General features: G+C 63.0%; 18 protein-coding genes and 1 pseudogene. 10 read left to right on the top strand and 9 right to left on the bottom strand.

Annotation, left to right across the window (positions count from 1 at the left end):
• Window positions 1-54: 54 nt before the first annotated feature.
• On the bottom strand, window positions 55-750 hold the full coding sequence (locus M1B35_RS14120) for a pirin family protein (RefSeq protein ID WP_268262256.1): 696 nt from the start codon (window positions 748-750) through the stop codon (window positions 55-57).
• A 277-nt stretch (window positions 751-1,027) separates the two neighbouring features.
• Here M1B35_RS14120 and M1B35_RS14115 point away from each other — a divergent pair, with 277 nt between their 5' ends.
• Window positions 1,028-3,487 carry a UvrD-helicase domain-containing protein gene (locus M1B35_RS14115; RefSeq protein WP_268262255.1) on the top strand — a complete coding sequence of 820 codons (2,460 nt, stop codon included), beginning with the start codon at window positions 1,028-1,030 and terminating at the stop codon, window positions 3,485-3,487.
• A gap of 57 nt (window positions 3,488-3,544) precedes the next feature.
• Here the strand turns inward: M1B35_RS14115 and M1B35_RS14110 are convergent, their stop codons facing one another.
• Complete coding sequence (locus M1B35_RS14110) at window positions 3,545-3,814, bottom strand: DUF1652 domain-containing protein (RefSeq protein WP_123334453.1); 270 nt, start codon at window positions 3,812-3,814, stop codon at window positions 3,545-3,547.
• 277 nt (window positions 3,815-4,091) lie between these two features.
• Here M1B35_RS14110 and M1B35_RS14105 point away from each other — a divergent pair, with 277 nt between their 5' ends.
• From M1B35_RS14105 to zapE, 6 genes are all read left to right on the top strand, one after another.
• Complete coding sequence (locus M1B35_RS14105) at window positions 4,092-4,907, top strand: helix-turn-helix domain-containing protein (RefSeq protein ID WP_123333224.1); 816 nt, start codon at window positions 4,092-4,094, stop codon at window positions 4,905-4,907.
• 51 nt (window positions 4,908-4,958) lie between these two features.
• The gene (locus tag M1B35_RS14100; RefSeq protein WP_268262254.1) at window positions 4,959-6,365 is read left to right on the top strand and encodes an NAD(P)/FAD-dependent oxidoreductase; all 1,407 of its coding nucleotides are present in this window, start codon (window positions 4,959-4,961) and stop codon (window positions 6,363-6,365) included.
• A 24-nt stretch (window positions 6,366-6,389) separates the two neighbouring features.
• Complete coding sequence (locus tag M1B35_RS14095) at window positions 6,390-6,731, top strand: cupin domain-containing protein (RefSeq protein ID WP_123333220.1); 342 nt, start codon at window positions 6,390-6,392, stop codon at window positions 6,729-6,731.
• 98 nt (window positions 6,732-6,829) lie between these two features.
• Complete coding sequence (locus M1B35_RS14090; protein ID WP_425273412.1) at window positions 6,830-7,882, top strand: polyamine ABC transporter substrate-binding protein; 1,053 nt, start codon at window positions 6,830-6,832, stop codon at window positions 7,880-7,882.
• Between the two features lie 88 nt (window positions 7,883-7,970).
• Entirely contained in the window at window positions 7,971-8,693 is a 723-nt protein-coding gene (locus M1B35_RS14085; protein WP_268262252.1) for a helix-turn-helix transcriptional regulator, read from the top strand.
• A gap of 99 nt (window positions 8,694-8,792) precedes the next feature.
• A complete protein-coding gene (zapE, locus tag M1B35_RS14080) occupies window positions 8,793-9,905 on the top strand; it encodes a cell division protein ZapE (protein WP_268262251.1) in 1,113 nt (370 codons plus the stop codon).
• A 197-nt stretch (window positions 9,906-10,102) separates the two neighbouring features.
• Here the strand turns inward: zapE and M1B35_RS14075 are convergent, their stop codons facing one another.
• The 3 genes from M1B35_RS14075 to M1B35_RS14065 form a co-directional block, all read right to left on the bottom strand.
• Window positions 10,103-10,336, bottom strand: a complete 234-nt coding sequence (locus M1B35_RS14075) for a hypothetical protein (protein WP_268262250.1) — start codon at window positions 10,334-10,336, stop codon at window positions 10,103-10,105.
• 233 nt (window positions 10,337-10,569) lie between these two features.
• On the bottom strand, window positions 10,570-12,318 hold the full coding sequence (locus M1B35_RS14070; protein ID WP_268262249.1) for a phosphoethanolamine transferase CptA: 1,749 nt from the start codon (window positions 12,316-12,318) through the stop codon (window positions 10,570-10,572).
• A gap of 215 nt (window positions 12,319-12,533) precedes the next feature.
• Entirely contained in the window at window positions 12,534-12,710 is a 177-nt protein-coding gene (locus tag M1B35_RS14065) for a DUF6026 family protein (RefSeq protein ID WP_185039244.1), read from the bottom strand.
• Between the two features lie 265 nt (window positions 12,711-12,975).
• Here M1B35_RS14065 and gnd point away from each other — a divergent pair, with 265 nt between their 5' ends.
• The 3 genes and pseudogenes from gnd to M1B35_RS14050 all read left to right on the top strand — a co-directional run bounded on the left by gnd (window position 12,976) and on the right by M1B35_RS14050 (window position 16,307).
• Window positions 12,976-13,956 carry a phosphogluconate dehydrogenase (NAD(+)-dependent, decarboxylating) gene (gene gnd / locus M1B35_RS14060; protein ID WP_123333208.1) on the top strand — a complete coding sequence of 327 codons (981 nt, stop codon included), beginning with the start codon at window positions 12,976-12,978 and terminating at the stop codon, window positions 13,954-13,956.
• Window positions 13,953-15,471 (top strand): annotated as a pseudogene (gene zwf, locus M1B35_RS14055) (glucose-6-phosphate dehydrogenase). The gene gnd and the pseudogene zwf overlap by 4 nt, the downstream one beginning before the upstream one ends.
• Window positions 15,468-16,307 (top strand): HAD family hydrolase, encoded by an 840-nt coding sequence (locus M1B35_RS14050; RefSeq protein WP_123333205.1) that lies wholly within the window; start codon window positions 15,468-15,470, stop codon window positions 16,305-16,307. Before zwf ends, M1B35_RS14050 begins: the two are co-directional and overlap by 4 nt.
• Window positions 16,308-16,338: 31 nt before the next feature.
• Here the strand turns inward: M1B35_RS14050 and nhaB are convergent, their stop codons facing one another.
• From nhaB to M1B35_RS14030, 4 genes are all read right to left on the bottom strand, one after another.
• On the bottom strand, window positions 16,339-17,841 hold the full coding sequence (nhaB, locus tag M1B35_RS14045) for a sodium/proton antiporter NhaB (protein ID WP_268262248.1): 1,503 nt from the start codon (window positions 17,839-17,841) through the stop codon (window positions 16,339-16,341).
• 134 nt (window positions 17,842-17,975) lie between these two features.
• On the bottom strand, window positions 17,976-19,370 hold the full coding sequence (locus tag M1B35_RS14040) for an FAD-binding oxidoreductase (RefSeq protein ID WP_123333202.1): 1,395 nt from the start codon (window positions 19,368-19,370) through the stop codon (window positions 17,976-17,978).
• Window positions 19,371-19,431: 61 nt separating this feature from the next.
• A complete protein-coding gene (locus M1B35_RS14035) occupies window positions 19,432-20,154 on the bottom strand; it encodes a FadR/GntR family transcriptional regulator (protein ID WP_123333200.1) in 723 nt (240 codons plus the stop codon).
• A 154-nt stretch (window positions 20,155-20,308) separates the two neighbouring features.
• Window positions 20,309-22,048 (bottom strand): IlvD/Edd family dehydratase, encoded by a 1,740-nt coding sequence (locus M1B35_RS14030; RefSeq protein ID WP_123333199.1) that lies wholly within the window; start codon window positions 22,046-22,048, stop codon window positions 20,309-20,311.
• Between the last annotated feature and the right edge of the window lie 10 nt (window positions 22,049-22,058).

The raw sequence follows: 22,058 nt of genomic DNA, 5'->3' as shown, positions 1-22,058 counted from the left end.
ATGAAAAAGGGGCGACCACTTGGTCGCCCCTTTTTTTGCGCCGGTGTCCAGGCGTTAGGCCAGGTCTACCAGGACGATTTCACTGTCTTCCAGGGCTGTGACCCGCAATACGTGCTCATCCGCTACGGCAATGCCGTCTCGAGCTTGTGCACGCAAGCCATTGACTTCAATCGCCCCGGTGGCCGGCACCAGGTACGCGCGGCGCCCGCTGTCCAGTGAGTACTCTGCCGACTCGCCGGCCTTCAGGTTAGCCGCCACCAGCCGTGCATCGGCGCGAATGCGCAGGCTCTGGTCGTCGCCGTCCTTGCCGCTGGCCAGGGTCACAAAACCCTCGCGCTGGCCTTTGGGGAAAGGTTTGGCGCCCCAGGACGGGGCTGAACCGGCCTGATTGGGGATGATCCAGATCTGGAAGATCTTGGTCGCCGCGCTTTCCAGGTTGTATTCGCTGTGGGCGATCCCGGTGCCGGCGCTCATCACCTGCACATCGCCGGCTTCGGTGCGGCCCTCGTTGCCCAGGTTGTCGCGGTGGGTAATGGCCCCTTCACGGACATACGTGATGATTTCCATGTCCCGGTGGGGGTGTTGGGGGAACCCGCTGCCGGGGGCGATCACGTCATCGTTCCAGACCCGCAGGTTGCCCCAGTTCATGCGTTTGGGGTCGTGGTACTCGGCGAACGAAAAGTGGTGATGGGCATCCAACCAGCCGTGGTGAGCGCCGCCCAGCGAGGCGAAAGGTCTGAGTTCAAGCATGATCGTATCCTCTTGAGGGGTTGTCAGAGGGGGCGCGATATACGGGCCGCCCACTGCATAACCCCGGTTGATGGCGTGCATCTTCCTCGGATCACCTATCGATAAAAAGCGCAAAAAATGCTGGATTTCAATCAAATAATTGGATGTTTTTGCCAGTGATTTCCTACTGTGCAACCTTCACATCATCCCTTAAGTTAATGACCTGTAAGCAATTGGCTGGATATCGACGGAAAATGCCGCGACCATAGCCCACACCGCCTCACACCCTGGAGTCAGCGTGCCGCAACACACCCCCGATCTTCCGCCCGAACTTCTGCCCCTGGCCGAGATGCCGCTGTTCAAACGCCTGGCTGCCCGTTTTTTTGGCCATGGCCTCAACCGCCTGCGGGCCCAGCACCGGGCGTCCTGGCTGCATGGGCAGGCCGATGGCTTTCGCAGCGGGCACACCGCCGGGGTGGACTACGGCTATAAGGAAGGCAAGCTCGAGGGGCTGGAGGAAGGCCGCCAGGTGCTGTTGATCCGTGACAGCCGCAACACCGAGCATCGCCCGCCGGGGGTGGACGACAACCTGTTCGACGACTGGCGCCTGCCTCTGACGCCGGAGCTGAAAAAACGCATCAAGGCCGATGTCGCGCGGCTGCTGCCGGCCCATGCTCAACCCAGCACCGCGCAATGGAAGATGATCTTCAGCGATACGCCGTCAACCTCGGTGATCGCCGGGGCCGGGGCAGGGAAGTCTACCTCTCTGGTACTGCGCATCCTGTTGCTGACCCATTACCTGGGTTTTGAGCTCGACTGCCTGACGGTGGTGACCTTCACCCGCGAGTCGCGCAAGGACTTCATCAATAAGCTGCTGGAGGTGTTTGGCCTCTGGGGTCGGGCATTGAGCCTCAAGGACGCCCGCGACGTGGTGCGCACATTCCATTCGCGGATCTTGCCCATGGTCCGCAGCCTGCCGGGCTTCGAGCGGTTGCAGGCGTTTGAGAACCTCAGTGAGCGTGCGGCGTCCAGCGACGAGGAAGTGGACAGCAACCCGTTCGACCTGCGCATCAATGACGCCCAGCGCAAGCACCTGAACGCCTGCTATCACGCGTTGCAGGGCCGCGACCCGCGTTTTCGCGAGGCGATCAAGCCGCTGTTGCGCCAGGCCTTGCTGCTTAAAGAGTTGGAGCGCGATCACCCGGATGTGCAGAAGCGCATGGCCGTCACCGAACTGGCCGCCAAGCGCGACGAAGAGCTGTGCGATGCGGTCGAGGACCTGTGGTTTCGCGCCGGTGCCTGGCCGATCAAGGGCATCGAGCCCAATCGCCAACCTTTGGAAATCAACGGCGCACGCTTTCATTGCCACGGCTACGCCCCGGAGTTGGACGCCTGGGTGGTGCTCGGGTTCGACCCGCGAGAAAACCCCCAGGTCAGCCGACCCAATGCCAAGCTGACGGTGCGGGCGGAATGGGCTGTAAAGCGCACCCTGTTTCAAGCTTTCTGTCATAAGCCATTGATTTGGTTGGATAGTTACGAGTCATCCAAGCGCGTTCTGGCCTCCATGGCGGGCGACGCCAGTGCCGGGCCGGGCTTTGACTACAAGGTCAAGGGTGAGTTGGCGTCGGTGCCGTTGCTGGATGCGTTTGTGGCGGCTGCCGGGTTTATCGAGAACCTGGGCCTGGATGTCTGTGATGCGGTCGGGCGCATGAGTTTCGCCAAGGATGACCCGGACCGGTTTTTCTTCGAGGCCCTGAGCCTGTTCTGGCGGGCCCTGGAAGACCATCTGCTGGACCAGTCGCCACCGATCATGACTTACAACCGCATGTTCGCTCTGTTCAGCGAGCACTCGACGGAGAACCTCAGGCTGCTCAGCGATGAGCGCCTGCGGCCGCTGTCGCACCTGATGATCGACGAATTTCAAGATGTTTCGCCGCAGATCGTCTCCTGGATCCGCGCGTGCCTGGGGGAAATCCGCCGGCGCGGCCCAGCCCTGCACGTGGGGCATCGGGCCCAGCATTCGTCCTTGCTCTGCGTGGGCGACGACTGGCAGTCGATCTATGGCTGGCGGGGCAGTTCGCCGAAGTACTTCATGGAGTTCAATCAGCAATTCCCGTCGCCGGCCACCACCCGGGTCATGCTCAGCGACAACTACCGCAGCCATCAGCACATCATCGACGCGGCGGAACATATCGTCCGCGCGGCCCCGGCGATTGCCGGGAAGAAGGCCAAGGCGGCCGGTGAACCGCGTGAGCCGGTGCCGGTGCAGGTTTTGAATCGTGATGAGCAAGACCTAGCCCAGCGCCTGGAAGAGCACTATCGTCGCGGCGATTCAATCTTGATTCTCTATCGAAAAAGTGTCGATAAGTTATTGATTGAAAACAATATTTCACAAATAGTTAATGTTGATTCTAGCTTGCCATTTGGCCAGAGACGGCTCAAGCAACTGACCTTTCACAGCGCCAAGGGCCTGCAGGCGGACGCGGTGTTCCTGCTGGGGGATTGCCAGCACCTGACCCGTTCGCCCTATAAAAACCAGGTCTACCGCATGGCGGGCCTGGGCAAGGACGGCGACGCCGAGCCCTATGACGCGGCGCAGAAGGACGAGATCCTGCGGTTGGCCTATGTGGGCATCACCCGGGCAGTCACCCATTGCTACTGGTATGTGGAGCCTCAGGAGCCCCAGGCCGCAAATGGCCCACGGGCCTCGGAGCGAGTGCCCAAGGGCAAGGCATTTTTTGTCGATCGGCGGGCATGAACCCAAGGGTTAGCCAGTCAACAGCGGGCGCCGGCGAACCGGCGAGGGGAAGGGTTACTAGGCTTTGAGTGCCGAGGACGGCATCAAGGATTCCAGCTCGTCTTCTACGGCTTCGATGATGCGCTCCACGTCACTGGCGTTCATCACCGTGGCGCAGGGAATGCCGGCAATGGCAATCATGGTTTCACCACTGGCGCGGTCGAAGAGCCGGGCAATCATGCTGCCGGGCGCGTCCATGCTGGCTTCGAAGCCCATCGGGTGAAAATGCCAGCGCATTAACTGGCAGGCGTTGGGAAAGGTGACTTTGCTGGCGGAGAATCGGTTCATCGGCTGGCCCACCTGGTTCATTGAGCGCTTCCTTTTGCTCGCGGTAGGTACGGAAGGGCCCTCGCTGACCCAACCTGTTGAGTTTTTAAAAGTAGCATCGGCGTGTGACAGGCAGTGGTTTTTTTTGCACCGTCCGGCGGTTCTTTTGCCGATTTATGACGCAGGTCATGGCTTGGTTTCCTGCAAGGCTCAATCCGCTGCCCCCACGCCCGGTGTTGAGCATTGAAGCGGCCCCGTCACTTGCGGCAAGCTTTGTTTTTCTTCGTTTGAGAACCCTATGCCTGCCCCAGATGATGGCCCGCTGCAAACCCAGGCCACCGGCGAGACGGTGCTGCGTTATCACCTGTGCTGGAAGCACCGTGACCTGGATGGGGTTATGGCGCTGTACCACCCCGAGATCCAGTACCACGACTTCTTCCAGAACCGCGTCCTGGGCCTGGATGAGCTGCGTGACTACGTGGCCAACAGCATGCCCCGGGACCCGGAAGAGGCCCTGGAGCACAGCGACCGTATCCGGGTGGACGGCGACACGGCCTTTATCCAGTACCAGGTCACCCTGCGCGGCGGACAGGGGCTGGTGTCGTTTCGCGCCAGTGAAGCCATAACCGTGCGTGATGGGCTGATCTGGCGGGTCAATGAATATGCCTCCCTGGTGCGTGAAACCCCGGCCAGCCAGGGTGGCCAGAGCCTGCGCCCGGCGGCCAGTCGCCTGGGGCTGTCGCCTCGGCAGTTGAGCTTTATGGCCGAGGACCTGCAGCAGTACTTCCAGCGCCAGCAACCCTACCTCGACCCGCAACTGGACTTGCAGCGGGTGGCCAGGGAGTGCGGCTACAGCCGCAATCAGATTTCCTACCTGCTCAACCAAGTGCTGGGGCAGAGCTTCTACCGCTACGTCAATCAGGCGCGCCTGCAGCATTTGCTGGCGGCCCTGGACCAGGCCGTGCCCCCGGTAAAGGTCGACGAGCTGGCCTTTGCCGCCGGTTTCAACTCCCTGTCGGCGTTCTACAGCTGTTTTCGCCAGCACACCGGCCTGTCGCCCCGGGCCTACGCCAAACAAATTTCTTTGCGGGCACGCGCGCAAGACAGCGCCTGAGCCCAGCCACTAGGATCGCCCTCATCGAAGTTCGGATGGCGGAGTCTTGGCATGCCAGCGTGGCGCACTATCAGTTTGTGGATGGATCAGCTCGACGAGCCGCTGCTGGCGCGGCCGTCCCTGGAGCAGGATCTCGAAGTCGACGTGGCGATCATCGGTGCCGGTTACACCGGGCTGTGGACCGCTTACTACCTCAAGCGCCAGGCGCCCCAGCTCAAGGTGGCGATCGTCGAGGCCCAGACCGCCGGTTTTGGTGCGTCGGGGCGTAATGGCGGTTGGCTGATGGGCAACCTGCTGGGGGAGGATCGGCTGCTGGCCGGCCTGCCGCCCGAGCAGCGCCGAGCGTCTTTCGACCTGTTGCATGGCATTCCCGATGAAGTGGCCGCAGTCCTCGGGCGTGAGGGCATCGACTGCGATTACCGGAAAAGCGGGGTGCTGTACTGTGCCGCCCGTTACCCCGAGCAGGAAGCCAGCCTGCGTGCCTACCTGGACCACCTCTATGCCCAGGGCCTCGACGAAAACGATTACCGCTGGCTCAGCCCCGAACAACTGGCGCAACAGATTCGTGTGGCCAAGCCCTATGGCGGCATCCACTCCCCCCATTGCGCAACCCTGCAGCCGGCCAAGCTGGTGCGTGGCCTGGCCCGGGCGGTGGAGCGCCTGGGGGTGACGATCTACGAAAACAGCCCGGTGACCGACTGGCAGCCCGGCCACCTGTGCACGGCCAAGGCCCAAGTGCGTAGCCACTGGGTAGTGCCGGCGGTGGAGGGCTATTCGGTAACCCTGCCGCCCCTGGGGCGTTATCAATTGCCGGTGCAGAGCCTGTTGGTGGCCACCGAGCCGCTGTCGGACGCCACCTGGGACGAGATTGGCCTGAGCCAGGGCCAGGCCTTCAGCGAGAGCAGCCGGCAGGTCACCTACGGCCAGCGCAGCGCCGACAATCGCCTGGTGTTCGGTGCCCGTGGCGGTTACCGCTTCGCCGGTCGACTGCGCCATGACTTCGCCCTCACCGAGCAAGAGGTCGAATTGCGCCGCTATCTGTTCAGCGAACTGTTCCCCCAGCTCAAACACGTGCGCATCAGCCATTCCTGGGGCGGCAACCTGGGCATGTCCCGGGCCTTCAAGCCGCACATGCTGTGTGACCGGCGCCAGGGCATTGCCTTGTCCGGCGGCTACGGCGGTGAAGGGGTGGGCGCCAGCAACCTCGGCGGGCGGACCCTGGCCGACTTGATCCTGCAGCGCGACACCCCGCTGGTGCAACAGCCCTGGGTCCTGGCCGAGCGCGGCCTCGACGCCTTGCGGGCCTGGGAGCCGGAACCGTGCCGCTGGCTGGGCTACAACGCGATCATTCGCAGCTTTGTCCATGAGGACCAGATCCTGGCCAACCCGGCCACGGCCCCTTGGCGGCGCTCCCTGGCCACTCGGCTGGCGGCGTTCATGGAAGGCTTCATGCACTGAACACCCTCAACCCAAGGTAGCCCCATGAGCATCACTCAATTCAAGAACACCGCCACGGTTGCCCTCGATGATTCGACTCCGGTGGCCGTGCCCCTGGGCACGCCAGTGGCGGTCACCTCGGTGACCTGTGTCGAACGCGACGATGGCGTCGAAACCGGCATCTGGGAATGCACCCCGGGCCGCTGGCGGCGGCAGATCACCGCCCAGGAGTTCTGCCACTTCATCCAGGGCCGTTGCACCTTTACCCCGGACCATGGCGAGCCCCTGCACATACAAGCCGGCGACGCACTGATGTTGCCGGCCAACAGCACCGGGATCTGGGACATCCACGAGACCGTCCGCAAGACCTACGTGCTGATTTTCTGACTTTTCGATCCTTTGATTGCCTGCCAATAACAACAACCCCTACAGGAATCGATCCCATGATCCGCAAGACTCCAGCAAGTGTGTGGTTTGCCCCTCTGATGTTGGTGGCCGCCATCAGCCAGGCCGCCGAGACGGTGAAGATCTACAACTGGTCGGACTACATTGCCCCCGACACCCTGAAGAACTTCGAGAAAGACACCGGCATCCTGACCAGCTATGACGTGTACGACAGCAACGAGACCCTGGACGGCAAGTTGATGACGGGTAAGTCCGGCTACGACGTGGTGTTTCCGTCCAACCACTTCATGGCCCGACAGATCCAGGGCGGCGCCCTGAAAAAACTCGACAAGAGCCAGTTGCCCAACTGGAAGAACCTCAACCCGGTGTTGCTCAAGGCCCTGCAGGGCAACGACCCGGGCAACGAACACGGCTTTCCTTATCTGTGGGGCAGCACCGGCATCGGCTACAACCTGGCCAAGGTCAAGGCGGTGCTGGGGGACAACGCGCCGGTGGATTCCTGGGACCTGATCTTCAAGCCCGAGAACATGGAGAAGCTGAAGAAGTGTGGGGTGGCGATCCTCGACAACGGTCCTGAACTGCTGCCTGCGGCCTTGAATTATCTGGGCCTGCCGCACCACAGCAAGGACCCGGCCGATTACAAAAAGGCCGAGGCACTGTTGATGAAGGTCCGGCCTTATGTCAGCTACTTCCATTCCTCCAAGTACACCAGTGACTTGGCCAATGGCGATATTTGCGTGGCGGTGGGGTTCTCGGGGGACATCCTGCAGGCCGAAAGCCGGGCCAGGGAAGCGAACAACGGCGTGGAAATCGGCTATTCGATTCCCAAGGAGGGCGCGGCGATCTGGTTCGACATGGTGGCCATGCCCGCTGACGCGCCGGATGAAAAGGCCGGTTACGCCTTTATGAACTACCTGCTGCGCCCCGAGGTGATGGCCGGCATCAGCAACCATGTGCATTACGCCAATGGCAACCAGCAAGCCGACGGGCTGATCGACCCGGCGATCAAGAACGACACCAAGGTCTACCCCAGCCCGCAGATGATGGACAAGCTGTTCGCCCTGGAAGCCATGCCGCTGAACATCGACCGCATCCGCACGCGCTTGTGGAACAAGATCCGCACCGGCAGTTGAAACCTGTACGCCTGGGCAGCGGCTCCTGACAGTTTCTGACAGGGGCCTCTGTTAATCTGCTGCGCTCCAGCCCTTGGAGTGGCCCAGCGTGTCGCGTACCAGTCGTTTACTCACTTTGCTGCAAGTGTTGCGGGGCAAAAGCCGGCCCGTGACCGCCAGCGCCCTGGCCCGGGAGCTGGAGGTTTCCGAGCGCACGGTGTATCGGGACATTGCCGAACTCAGCGCCCTGGGTGCGCCGGTCTACGGCGAAGCCGGGGTCGGTTATGTGCTGCGCAGCGGGCTGTTTCTGCCACCGCTGATGTTCAACACCGAGGAAATCGAAGCCATCGTTCTTGGCCTGCGCTACGTCGACCAACGTGGCGACGAGGTGCTGGGCAAGGCGGCGGCCGATGCGCTGGCCAAGATCGCCGCGGTGCTGGCCCCGGCAGCCCAGGACGCCTTGCGCAACCCAACCATCCTCGCTGGGCCACCCACCGGCACCTACCCGGACAACCCGGTGCCGCTGAATGTCTTTCGCCAGGCCATTCGCCAGCAAGCCAAGCTGCACATCGATTACGCCGACGCCAACAAAAGCCCCAGCCAGCGGCTGATCTGGCCGTTGGCCCTGGGGTTTATGGACGAGGTCCGAGTGATCGTCGCCTGGTGCGAGTTGCGTGGGGCTTATCGGACCTTTCGCACGGATCGGGTGGCCGCTGCCACGGAGCCGGGCGAGCCTTATCCAGGACGGCGCAGCGATTGGCTGCGGGCCTGGCGCAAGCAGATGCAGGAAGAGGAAGCGGGGCGCTTCACCCCGCACAAGCGCCGAAGCTAGGCCTGGCCGCCCATCAGTCGCGGCGCCTTGGGCCCGCGCAGGCTCAGTGCCAGGCGGCCGTGGCATACTGCGGGCCCTTTGCCAGGAAGTCCCTGCCCGATGCCTTTCGATTCTCCCCTCAGCGCTTATCAGGATGCTGTGCAGGCCCGAGGTTTTGTCGCCGATCCGGCACAACTGCGGGCGGTGCAGGCCTTGCAGCAGTGTCACGAGGCTCTGCACCAGGGGCGCGATGCACCGCGCGGGGTGTACCTCTGGGGCCCGGTGGGGCGCGGCAAGACCTGGCTGATGGACGCGTTTTACCAAAGCCTCAAGGTCCCGGCCCGGCGTCAGCACTTTCACCACTTCATGGGCTGGGTGCACCAGCGTTCCTTCCAACTCACCGGCATCGCCGATCCCTTGCATGCCCTGGCCCATGAGTTGAGCCAGGACGTGCGGGTGCTGTGTTTTGACGAGCTGTTCGTCAACGACATCGGCGACGCGATCATCCTTGGCCGCCTGTTCCAGGTGATGTTCGAGCAGGGTGTGGTGGTGGTCAGCACCTCCAACCAGCCACCGCAGCAACTTTATGCCGATGGCTTTAACCGCGAGCGCTTCCTGCCGGCCATTGCGGCGATCGAGGCCCATATGCAGGTGGTGGCGGTGGACGGCAGCGAAGACCACCGTCTGCACCCTGGCGTCGCCACTCAGCGTTACTGGGTCCGCCAGGCCGATGGCCAGTGCGCCTTGAGTGCAGTGTTTGAGCAGATGACGGCAGGGCAGGCGCGGGTCAGTGGCAGCATTGCCCTGGGCTACCGCCAGATCGATGTGATCCAGGCCAGCGAGCGGGTGATCTGGTGCCGCTACGCCGAACTGTGCGAGCAGCCGTTCGCGGCCATGGACTTTATGGCCCTGTGCGACCGCTTCCAGGCCATTCTGTTGAGTGATGTGCCCAACCTCAGCGCCAGCCAGCGCCCAGGGAGGATCGCCCGTGGCACCGAGGACGGCGCAACGCGGGTCGAAGCTGGGGATCGGGAGCTGCCCCAGCTGTCGGTGCACGACGACAGCGTGCGGCGCTTTATTGCGCTGGTGGACGAATGCTACGACCGTAAGGTGCCGCTCTATATCGAGGCCTTGGTGCCGATGGAACAGCTGTACACCGAGGGTTACCTGGCGTTTGCCTTTCGCCGTACCCTGAGCCGCTTGCGCGAGATGCAATTGCAGCGTTTTGCCTGAGATTGCCATCCCTATTGGTAGCACTTGGCAAACAGCTTGAAATAATAAGTAAGTTGCTCTTGTGCCGGGTTTTAGAAACTAACGAGTTCAAACCCATAAAGACACCCCAATAAAAAAGGCGCCCGTGTCAGGCGCCAAATGTTCAATCCTGATAACGGAGCGGAGTATCAGGATCGAGTGCGGGGGTTAACGTTCAATCAGGCATCCGGATGTTGCCCAGAGACGCTGGTGCTCGAGGTCTGCACCGGCTTCTTAGCCGCGTCGCTGTGGGCGATATTGTCGGTTTGGCCATGGATTTGCTGCTGGGTGGCGAGGAAGTCCTGCCGTGCCTGATGGGAGCGTTCTGCGCCGTCTTCGGCGAAGGCCAGGGTCGAGCCCATACCCAGCAGGGCGGTCATCACAACAGTCGAAAGCTTGTTTGAAAGTTTCATGGATCAGTTCCTGCTTAATAGTGTTCGTTCTCCACTTCATCCCTGAAATAAAGGCATGGGAGGAGTGTGGGGACGATTGATTAAGTGGGAATTAATTCACTTTGGGTAAAGGCATGAAGTTGTTGTAATTGTTTGTTTCACGCGAGGGCTTTCATGGGGGCGCCAGGCAAGGCTTTTATACGCTGCAATAAAAAATGCCCCGTAAGGGGCATTATTTCAACGCAGCGCCAGGCTTATTGCTGCACCAGTTCGCTGGACGTCGCTGCCGGTGCCTTGGGCTTCATCAGGCTGAAGTCGATCAGTGCCTTGGTCTGCTTGGCATAAGGGTCGCCGATCAGTAGGGGGCGGGGCTTGAAGCTGTCGCTGACCAGGCTCTTGCTGCGGTCCAGCTCATCGAAGCTCAAACCGGCCAGGTCGGCCCAGGTGTGGATCAGGTTCGAGCTGCTGTAAGGGCGGCCCAAGTCACCGGTAAAGCTCCAGTCGTGGGTTTCCCGCCATTTCGGCGAGGCCCAGGCCATAAAGGGAATGGTGTACATCGGTGCCGTGGGCTTCGACTCATTGCGCCCCAGCATGTCGTGACCCGCCGAGTCGAAGACATCTTCGCCATGGTCCGACAGGTACAGCAGGAAGCCATTGGGATCGGTCTTGGCGTAATCCTTGATCAGGCTCGAGACCACGAAGTCGTTGTACAGCACCGCATTGTCGTAGCTGTTGTAGGTCGGCACTTGGTCGTCGCGCACGCCGGGCGGCACGCCCTGGCGGTCGGTGAATTTATCGAAGCTCGGCGGGTAGCGGTACTGGTAACTCATGTGGGTGCCCAGCAGGTGGACCACGATGAATTTGCGCGGTGCGCTCTCGGCCAGGGCCTTGCTGAAGGGCGCGAGCACGTCGCCGTCGTACTGGCGGGCGTTCTGGTTGCGATTGTTGTTCAGGTACACCTGCTCGTCGGCCTGCTCGGAGAAGGTGGTGAGCATGGTGTTGCGCTTGGTCATGGTCTGCTGGTTGGTGATCCAGTAGGTCTTGTAGCCCGCCTGCTTCATCACGCTGACCAGGGACGGGGTCTTGAGGTACAGGTCGGGGTTTTCTTCATCGGCGAAGGTCAGCACCTGCTGCAGCGCTTCAATGGTGTAGGGGCGGGGGGTGATGACGTTGTCGAACACCGCCAACTGGTCCTTGAGCTTGTCCAGTTCCGGGGTGGTTTGCCGTGGGTAGCCGTACAGGCTCATGCGCTGGCGGTTGGTGGATTCGCCGATCACCAGCACTAGGGTGGCCGGCAGGTTGGCCCCGCTGTCCTTGAGGTTGCCCAGGGGAGGGATCTTGCTGACGTTGTCGAGCATGCCCTGCATGTTGTTCAACTGCTCGCGATAGCGCCGGTAGGCCACCAGCATCTGCCATGGCACGGCCGGTTCGATGCGGGTTTCGAGTTTCTCCAGGCCCCCGGCCAGGCTGCCGGTGCGTGCGGTCTGCTTGATCAGGGGGTAGCCGACAATCACCACCAGGATGGCCACGGCTGCCACGGCCGCCTGGGCCCGGGGCAGGTACACGGGGCGCACCCGGGTCCAAAGGAAAAACGCCACTGCGGTATGGGCGAGAAACGCCAGGACCATCCACCAGGCAAAGTATTGGGTCAGGTATTCACCGGCTTCCGAGGGGTTGGACTCGAACATGATGAAGATGACGCTTTGCGAGAACTCCTGCTGGTAGATGAAGAAGTAGCCCAGGCTGGCCAGGGAGCAGGCCCACAGCACCACGCCAATCAGCCCCGCCAGGAGGCGCGCGCGGGCCGGAAACAGCAGCATCGGCGCGAGCCAGATGGCGCTCATGAAGAAGGCCTGGCGGAAACCGGTAAAGCCCGAGGTGTCGGTCAACTGGATCAACAGTTGGGTGATCCCCGAGAAATACCAGAAGAACAGGAACATCCAAGCCATTGCAGCCCAGTCGAAACCCTTGGCAGCGGTGCCGCCACGTTTGAACAATGCCATTCAGCGCTCCAGCCAGTTGATCTCGGCCATCGCGCGCGCAGGGTCACGACAATGGCGGCCACCGCAAAATCGGCAGCGATAAAGGCTGGGAGTATCGACAAGCGGATGTGAAAACTTTGTTAGCCGCGGCGGCAGAGGGCGGAGCGTAGGAGCGACGGCACAGGGCCGGGGAGAACAGCAACGCAGGGCAAGGCCCTGCGTTCAACCGTGGGGGATCAATGGGCGGCGGGTAGTTGCAACGGCTGGGACTGGCCTTGACTCAACATAAGCTGGCGCAACTGGGTGAGTTCCCGTTGCAACTGCTCGCGTTCTTCCTTGAGTTGGCGCAATTCGTCACGACGGATGGTGACATACAGGGTTTGTGCAGGCCGTGCTGGTAGTACTGTGCCCATTGCTCACCTCGCAAATGGCGTGTTTCAACTGTGTGTTGCCCCGCGCTGAGCGGCGACACCACACTATCGGCGGCAAGTTTGATTTCTTTTAGGGGCAAAGGGAACTTTTTTATTTTTAACGGTCGTTGTGTCTTCTAGTCGTTTACCGTCGTTATCCACTGTCTGAACGGGAAACTTAGGCCAGACGCTCTGGACTAACCCTCATTGGCCCCCTTGGGCTATAACCTTTTGACACAAATCTATTGGTAGTAAGGAGCATCAGCACATGCAACTCGGGATTATTGGACTGGGCCGCATGGGCGGCAACATTGCACGGCGCCTGATGCTCAACGGGCATGAAACCGTGGTGTTCGACCGCAATGTGGACTTTGTCAGCACCCTGGCTGCTGAAGGCGCCCAAGGCGTCGCCGACCTGCAAGCCCTGGTGGCGGGCCTACAGGCCCCTCGGGCCGTGTGGGTAATGCTGCCGGCCGGTGCGCCGACCGAAGACACCATCGAGGCCCTGAGCCAACTGCTGGAAGCCGGTGATGTGATCATCGACGGCGGCAACACCTACTACAAGGACGACATCCGTCGCGCCCGCAGCCTGGCGGAAAAAGGCTTGAAATACATCGACGTCGGCACCTCCGGCGGTGTCTGGGGCCTGGAACGCGGCTACTGCATGATGATCGGCGGCGACGCTGATGAAGTGCTGCGCCTGGACCCGTTGTTCGCGGCCCTGGCACCCGGCTACGGCGACATTCCGCGGACCCGCGACCGGGTCGCCGAGGACGACCGTGCCGAGCGCGGTTACATCCACGCTGGCCCGGCTGGCTCCGGGCACTTCGTCAAGATGATCCACAACGGCATCGAGTACGGGATGATGCAGGCCTTCGCCGAAGGCTTCGACATTCTCAAGACCAAGGCTTCGGAAAACCTCCCGGAAGACCAGCGTTTCGACCTCAATGTGGCGGACATCGCCGAAGTCTGGCGGCGTGGCAGCGTGGTGTCGTCCTGGCTCCTGGACCTGACCGCCGACGCCCTGGCCAGCGACCCGAAACTCGACGGTTACTCGGGCTCCGTGGCCGACAGCGGTGAAGGCCGCTGGACCATCGAAGCCGCCATGGAGCAATCGGTGCCGGTGCCGGTGCTGTCCAACTCGCTGTTCGCGCGCTTCCGTTCGCGCCAGCAAAGCACCTACGGCGACAAACTGTTGTCGGCCATGCGCTTCGGCTTCGGCGGCCACGTGGAGACTTCGAAAAAATGACCGAAATGCGCAAGAAGTCCAAGGCTCAACCCGCTCCGCCCACCACCCTGTTCCTGTTCGGCGCCCATGGCGACCTGGTCAAGCGCCTGCTGATGCCGGCGCTGTACAACCTCAGCCGCGATGGCTTGCTGAACGAGGGCGTGCGGATTGTCGGGGTCGACCACAACGCCATCAGCGATGTGGATTTCGCCAAGAAGCTCGAGGACTTCCTGCGCACCGAGGTCGCCAGCAAAGTCGGCAATGGCGCCAGCCTCGACCCGGCGCTGTGGGCCCAGCTGGCCAAAGGCATCAGCTACGTTGAAGGGGATTTCCTCGACGACAACACCTATCAAGCGCTGGCGGCCAAGATTGCCGCCAGCGGCAGCGGCAATGCGGTGTTCTACCTGGCCACCGCGCCGCGTTTTTTTTGCTGAAGTGGTGCAGCGCCTGGGCGCTGCCGGGTTGCTGGAGGAGGGCAGCGATGCCTTCCGCCGCGTGGTGATCGAAAAGCCTTTCGGTTCCGACCTGCAAACCGCCGAGGCGTTGAACGCCTGCCTGCTCAAGGTCATGAGCGAGAAGCAGATCTATCGCATCGACCATTACCTGGGCAAGGAAACGGTACAGAACATTCTGGTCAGCCGTTTCTCCAACAGCCTGTTCGAGGCGTTCTGGAACAACCACTACATCGACCACGTGCAGATCACCGCGGCGGAAACCGTCGGGGTGGAAACCCGTGGCAGTTTTTATGAACACACCGGCGCCTTGCGCGACATGGTGCCCAATCACCTGTTCCAGTTGCTGGCCATGGTCGCCATGGAGCCGCCCGCGGCCTTTGGTGCCGACGCAGTGCGGGGCGAGAAGGCCAAGGTGGTGGGGGCGATCCGTCCCTGGTCGGTGGACGACGCGCGGGCCAACTCGGTGCGCGGCCAGTATGTGGCCGGCGAACTGGGTGGCAAGGCCGTGCCGGGCTACCGCGAGGAAGACAAGGTTGCCGCCGACAGCAGTACGGAAACCTACGTCGCCCTCAAGGTGATGATCGATAACTGGCGCTGGGTCGGCGTACCGTTCTACCTGCGCACCGGCAAGCGCCTGAGTGTGCGCGACACCGAGATCGCCATCTGCTTCAAGCCGGCGCCCTATGCGCAGTTCCGCGACACCGAGGTCGACAGCCTGCAGCCGACGTACCTGCGGATCCAGATCCAGCCCAATGAAGGCATGTGGTTCGACCTGTTGGCGAAAAAGCCCGGGCCGACCCTGGACATGGCCAACATCGAGTTGGGCTTTGCCTACAAGGATTTCTTCGAGATGCAGCCTTCCACCGGCTACGAGACCCTGATCTACGACTGCCTCACGGGTGACCAGACCCTGTTCCAGCGTGCCGACAACATCGAAAACGGCTGGCGAGCAGTGCAGCCCTTCCTCGATGCGTGGAAACAGGACGCCACCGTCCAGCCTTATGCCGCTGGCGGTACAGGTCCGGCGGATGCCGATGAGTTGTTGCGCCGTGACGGCCGTGAATGGTGCCAACTGGGATGAGTGATCACGTGCAGCAGCCCATCGAGTTTCTTCTCAGTGATATGGACGGCACCTTGTTACTTCCCGATCACAGCATCAGCCCCCGCACCCTGGCGGCAGTCAGGGCCTTGCGCGAGGCCGGCGTGGCCTTCAGCCTGGCCACGGGGCGCCCACCCCGGGCCATGCGCCAGCAGATCGAAGCCCTGGGCGTGGATGTGCCCACAGCGGCGTTCAATGGCGGGACCATTGTTCATCCGGATGGGCGCTTCCTGGCGCGCCATCACCTGCCATTGCCCGCGGTGCTGGCCACCCTGGCCCTGTTCACGCCTCACGCGGACGTCGAAGTCTGGGTGTTTGCCGATGACTTGTGGCTGCTCCGTGACTCTGAGCGGCCCATGGTGCCCCGTGAGCAGCAGGGCCTGGGTTATCCGCCGCAGGTGGTGGACAGCTTCGAGGCCTACCTGCCACGGGTCGACAAGATCGTCGCCGCCAGCAACAACACCGGGCTACTGGTGGAGTTGGAGGCTCAGTTGCAAGCGCAGATGGGTGAGCAGGCCCAAGTGTCGCGTTCGCAGCCGGTGTACCTGGACGTGACTGCGCTCCAGGCGAACAAGGGCGATGCCTTGCGCACCCTGGCGGAATATCTGGGGGTAGCCATCGAGCGCACCGCGGCCATCGGCGATGGCGGCAATGACCCGGCGATGTTTCACCAGGCCGGGTTGTCGATTGCCATGGGCCAGGCGGAACAGGCCATCAAGGATCAGGCCGATGTGGTCACCGCCAGCAACGTCGAGGATGGCGCGGCCCAGGCCATCGAACGTTTCATCCTGTCTCCCCGCGCCCAGTCCCGGGCTTGAACCACGTGGGCGCCCATCAGGGCGCCCGCTGTTACAGCCAGTGGCTCACCGCGTACCAGCCCAACACCCCCATCACCACCGTATACGGCAGCGCCATCCACACCATGCGCCCGTAGGACAGGCGCACCAGCGGGGCAATCGCCGACGTCAGCAGAAACAGGAACGCCGCCTGGCCGTTGGGTGTGGCCACGCTTGGCAGGTTAGTCCCGGTATTGATGGCGATCGCCAGGGTTTCGAAATGCTCGCGGCTCATGTGCCCGGACACGAAGGCCTGCTTGACCTCGGTGATGTAGATGGTGGCCACGAACACGTTGTCGCTGATGGCCGACAGCAGGCCGTTGGCGATAAACAGCATGCCCGGCTGTTGCTCCGCCGGCAGGGCCAGCACCCACTGGATCAGCGGGGTGAACAGCTGCTGGTCGTGGATCACCGCAACCACCGCGAAAAACACCACCAGCAAGGCGGTGAACGGCATGGCGTCCTTGAACGCATTGCCGATGCGGTGTTCCTCAGTGATTCCGGTAAAGGCCGTGATCAGCACAATCACCATCAGGCCGATCAGACCGACTTCGGCGATGTGTAGGGCCAGGCCGGCAATCAGGATCAGCGCCGCCAGGCCCTGGACCAGCAACGCCGCCCGTTGCCGTGGGGTGCGCTGGGCGTTGTCTTCAGCGGCGTAGGCGGCCAGGACCGCGCGCACATTGTCTGGCAGCAGGGTGCCGTAGCCGAACCAGCGCAGTTTCTCCAAGAGCACGCAGGTCACCAGGCCGGCCACCAGCACCGGCAGGGAAACCGGCGCGACCTTGCTGAAAAAGTCGGCGAAGTGCCAGCCCATTTCATGGCCGATCAGCAGGTTCTGTGGTTCGCCCACCAGGGTGCAGACGCCACCCAGGGCGGTGCCGACCGCACCGTGCATCAGCAGGCTGCGCAAAAAGGCACGGAACTGCTCCAGGTCTTCGTGGTGCAGCGCGGGCAGGTGCTGGTCGTCGCTGAATGCGCTGTCCTGGCGCGGGTCGTTGCCGCTGGCCACCCGGTGGTAGACCGAATAGAAGCCCACCGCCGCGCTGATGATCACCGCCGTAACGGTCAAGGCATCGAGAAAGGCCGAGAGGAACGCCGAAAGGAAGCAGAACATCAGCCCCAGCAGGGCCTTGGAGCGCACCCCCAGCAGCAGCCGAGAAAACAGGAACAGCAGCAGCTCCTTCATAAAGTAGATGCCGGCCACCATGAACATCAGCAGCAGGATCACCGGGAAGTTGTGCAGCAGTTCCTCGTACAGCGCCTGGGGCGTGGTCATGCCCATGAGCAGGGCCTCGACCAGCAGCAGGCCACCGGGGATCAGCGGGTAGCACTTGAGGGCCATGGCCAGGGTGAAGATGAACTCCACCACCAGCAGCCAACCGGCAGCGACCGGGCCGACCGTGAACAGCAGCAGCGGGTTGAGGACCAGAAAGGCGACCACGCAGGCCTTGTACCAGCGGGGCGAGTGGCCGAGAAAGTTGTGCGCGAACGCCTGGGCCATTGAACCGGACATCGGCTGCTCCTTGGATTGAGAAGCGCGCAACTTGCCGCAAGCCTTGTACAAGATCAAGAAACGATGAAATCTTTTGCCACAAATTCTCGGAGGGCCCGCTGCTGGCCGGGGTCAGCCGCGGGCCGGCAAACGCCTCAGGCCGGAATGCGGAAGATTTTCCCCGGGTTCATCAGGTTCAGCGGGTCCAGGGCCTGCTTGATGGCGACCATGGTGTCGATGGCCACCTGGCCGTGTTCCTGGACCATGAAGTCGATCTTGTGCAGGCCCACTCCATGTTCGCCGGTGCAAGTGCCGCCCGCCGCCAGGGCGCGGTGGACGATGGCGTGGTTGAGGCGCTCGGCTTCCTCCAGCTCTTCGGGTTTGCTCGGGTCCAGCAGCAGGCAGACATGAAAGTTGCCGTCTCCCACATGGCCGAAGATTGGTGCGGGAATGCTCGACTGGCTCAGGTCTTGCTCACTGCCCACCACGCATTCCGCGAGCTTCGACAGGGGCACGCACACGTCGGTGGACAGCGCCCGGCAGCCGGGCTTGAGCTGCAAGAAGGCGAACAGCGCGTTGTGCCGGGCACTCCACAGGCGGTTGCGTTCTTCCTGGGCGGTGGCCCATTGAAAGCCGCTGCCCTGATTGCCGTCCGCCAGTTCCTGCACTGCCTGGGCCTGTTCCGCCACGCTGGCGGCGTTGCCGTGAAACTCCAGGAACAGCGTCGGGGCTTCCCGCAGGCCCAGCTTTGCGTACTGGTTCAAGGCCTGGATGGCCAAGCGGTCCACCAGTTCGGCGCGGGCCACGGGAATGCCCATCTGGATGGTTTCGATCACCGTTTGTACCGCACCCTCCACCGAGTCGAAGCTGCACACCGCGGCGCTGATGGCTTCCGGCTGCGGGTGCAGCTTCAGGGTGATCTCACTGATGACCCCCAGGGTGCCTTCGCTGCCGATAAACAACCGGGCCAGGTCATAACCGGCAGACGACTTCTTGGCCTTGGAGCCCGAGCGCAGCACGCGTCCGTCGGCCAGCACCGCGTTCAGGCCCAGCACGTTCTCGCGCATGGTGCCATAGCGCACGGCATTGGTGCCCGAAGCACGGGTGGCGCACATGCCGCCAATGCTCGCGTCGGCCCCCGGGTCGATGGGGAAAAACAGCCCGCTGGCCCGCAGGTAGTCGTTCAGGGCCTTGCGGGTGATGCCAGGCTGCACGGTGATCGACAGGTCCGCCGGTTCAAAGGCCAGCACCTGGTCCATCAACGACAGGTCGAGGCTGATGCCGCCCTGGACCGCCAACAAATGACCCTCCAGGGACGAGCCGCTGCCGTAGGCAATCACCGGCACCCGGTGTGCATGGCAGAGGGCGAGCACGGCACTGATGTCCTCCACGCTCGTGGCGTAGGCCACCGCATCGGGCAGCACCGGGTCGTACAGGGATTCATCGCGGCCATGGTGCTCGCGCACCGCCAGCACGGTGCTGAAGCGTTCGCCAAGGCAGGCGTGCATAGCGGCCAGAAAGGCTTGGGGCAGGGCAGAAGAGTGGGTCATGACAAGCTCCTTGCGGGTCGGATCGCTTCGCTGTCTCGCGCCGCGATCCGTCGTCCCCGGCTTAGAGCGGGGTCAGAACATTCATCACGGTGTCGAGGGCGACGCGGGTGTCGTCGAGTTGCACCAGCGATGCATGGCGCGCGCCGAGGGCGTCGCGGTTCTTGATCGCGGTGAGGATCGCCTTGTGCCGCGGCAGGCTGAGCTGCTGGGTATTGGGGCGCAGGTTGGTGACGTTGATGGATTCGCGCAGGGGCAACGACAGCATGTTGCACATGTAGGCCAGCAAGTCGTTGTGGGTCGCCTCGGCGATGGCCCGGTGGAAGTCCAGGTCCGGTTGCAACAGGTCTTTGGGGCTGCTGGCCGCTTCCATGCGCCGGTAAGCGTCCTCGATCCGTGCGATATCGTCCTCGGTGGCGGTGGCCGCCGCCATCGCGGCGATCTCCGGTTCGAGAATCCGCCGGACCCCGGCCAGGGTGTTGAAGAATTCGCTGTGGGGCGTGGATTGCATCAGCCAGAACAGCACGTCCGGGTCCAGCAGGTGCCATTCGACCCGTGGCCGCACCACCGTGCCGACCCGTGGCTTGGAGTACACCAGGCCCTTGGCGCTGAGCACCCGGGTGGCTTCGCGCAGGACCGGGCGGCTGACCTGGTACTGCTCGCAGAGGTTGGCTTCCGGGGGCAGCTTTTCCTCTTGCTTGAAGCGTCCGGAAACGATGTGCATGCCCAGTTCCTGAACGATCTGGGCGTGCATGCTTTTGCGCGGCTTGGGTGTCTGGTAGTCCATAACAGGGGGATTGCTCTGGCCAAATGGCGTGCATCATAGCACCGCCGGGCTGTGGTTTAGGCAGCACCGGTACCTCCTGCCACGTATTGCCTTGGGGGATGACGGCCCGACCACCGTGGTCGCCGGCACGCCGACGAACCACGGTCGCAGCCCATCAGTGGGAGTGACGCGGGACCTCGGAGCCACGGCAGCCGACCAGGAAGTCGAAGTCGCAACCTTCGTCGGCTTGCAGCACATGGTCCACGTACAGGCGGCTGTAGCCACTGGAGAAGATCTTCGCGCTGGTGTCCGGCTTCAGGTCGCTGAGGCGGGCTTGCAGTTCCTCGTCGCTGATGTCCAGGTGCAGGCGACCACCGGCGCAGTCCAGTTCGATGAAGTCACCGTTGCGCACCGCAGCCAACGGCCCGCCGGCCGCCGCTTCCGGGGCCACGTGGAGAACCACGGTGCCGTAGGCGGTGCCGCTCATGCGGGCATCGGAAATGCGCACCATGTCGGTGACGCCCTTGGCCAGGACCTTGGGCGGCAGGCCCATGTTGCCGACTTCGGCCATGCCCGGGTAACCCTTGGGCCCGGCGTTCTTCAGCACCAGCACGCAGGTTTCGTCGACGTCCAGGTCCGGGTCGGCGATGCGTGCCTTGTAGTCGTCGAAGTTCTCGAACACCACGGCGCGGCCACGGTGCTGCATCAGTGCCGGAGTGGCAGCGGAGGGCTTGAGCACCGCACCCCGTGGCGACAGGTTGCCGCGCAGGATGCACAGGCCGCCGTCGGCCACCAGCGGTTTGTCGATCGGGCGGATCACTTCGTCGTTGTACTGCGGCGAGTTCTGGCAGTTGTTCCAGATGCTCTGGCCGTTGGCGGTCAGGGCGTCCGGGTTGGGCAGCAGGCCCGATTCGCCCAAACGGCGGATCACCGCGGGCAGGCCGCCGGCGTAGTAGAACTCTTCCATCAGGAAGCGCCCCGACGGCTGCATGTCGACGATGGTCGGGGTGCCGCGGCCGACCCGGGTCCAGTCTTCCAGGTCCAGCTCGACGCCGATGCGCCCGGCAATCGCCTTGAGGTGGATCACCGCGTTGGTGGAACCGCCGATGGCGGCGTTGACCTTGATCGCGTTCTCGAACGCCGCCTTGGTGAGGATCTTCGACAGGCGCAGGTCTTCGCGGACCATGTCGACAATGCGCATGCCCGACAGGTGGGCCAGCACATAGCGGCGCGAGTCCACGGCGGGGATCGCGGCGTTGTGCGGCAGCGAAGTGCCCAGGGCTTCGGCCATGCAGGCCATGGTCGAGGCGGTGCCCATGGTGTTGCAGGTACCGGCCGAGCGCGACATGCCGGCTTCGGCGGAGAGGAATTCGTCGAGGCTGATTTGCCCGCCTTTATAGGCTTCGTGCATCTGCCAGACCACGGTGCCGGAGCCGATGTCCTTGCCTTTGTGCTTGCCGTTGAGCATCGGCCCACCGGTCACCACAATGGCCGGCACGTCGCAGCTGGCGGCGCCCATCAGCAGGGCCGGGGTGGTCTTGTCGCAGCCGGTCAGCAGCACCACGGCGTCCACCGGGTTGCCGCGAATGGCTTCTTCCACGTCCATGCTGGCCAGGTTGCGGGTGAGCATGGCGGTGGGGCGCAGGTTGGATTCGCCGCTGGAGAACACCGGGAATTCCACCGGGAAGCCGCCGGCCTCCAGCACGCCTTTCTTCACGTGTTCGGCGATCTTGCGGAAGTGGGCGTTGCACGGGGTCAGCTCGGACCAGGTGTTACAGATGCCAATGATCGGCTTGCCCTGGAACTCGTGGTCCGGGATGCCCTGGTTCTTCATCCAGCTGCGGTACATGAAGCCGTTCTTGTCGGCCGTGCCGAACCATTGGGCGGAGCGCAGGGGAACTTTTTTGTCTGTCATGGCGCGGATA

The organism is Pseudomonas morbosilactucae (assembly GCF_023241665.1).
Taxonomy (GTDB): Bacteria; Pseudomonadota; Gammaproteobacteria; order Pseudomonadales; family Pseudomonadaceae; genus Aquipseudomonas; species Aquipseudomonas morbosilactucae.
Note: the sequence above shows the minus strand (reverse complement) of the source record. Positions and strands in the feature narration are given on the sequence as shown.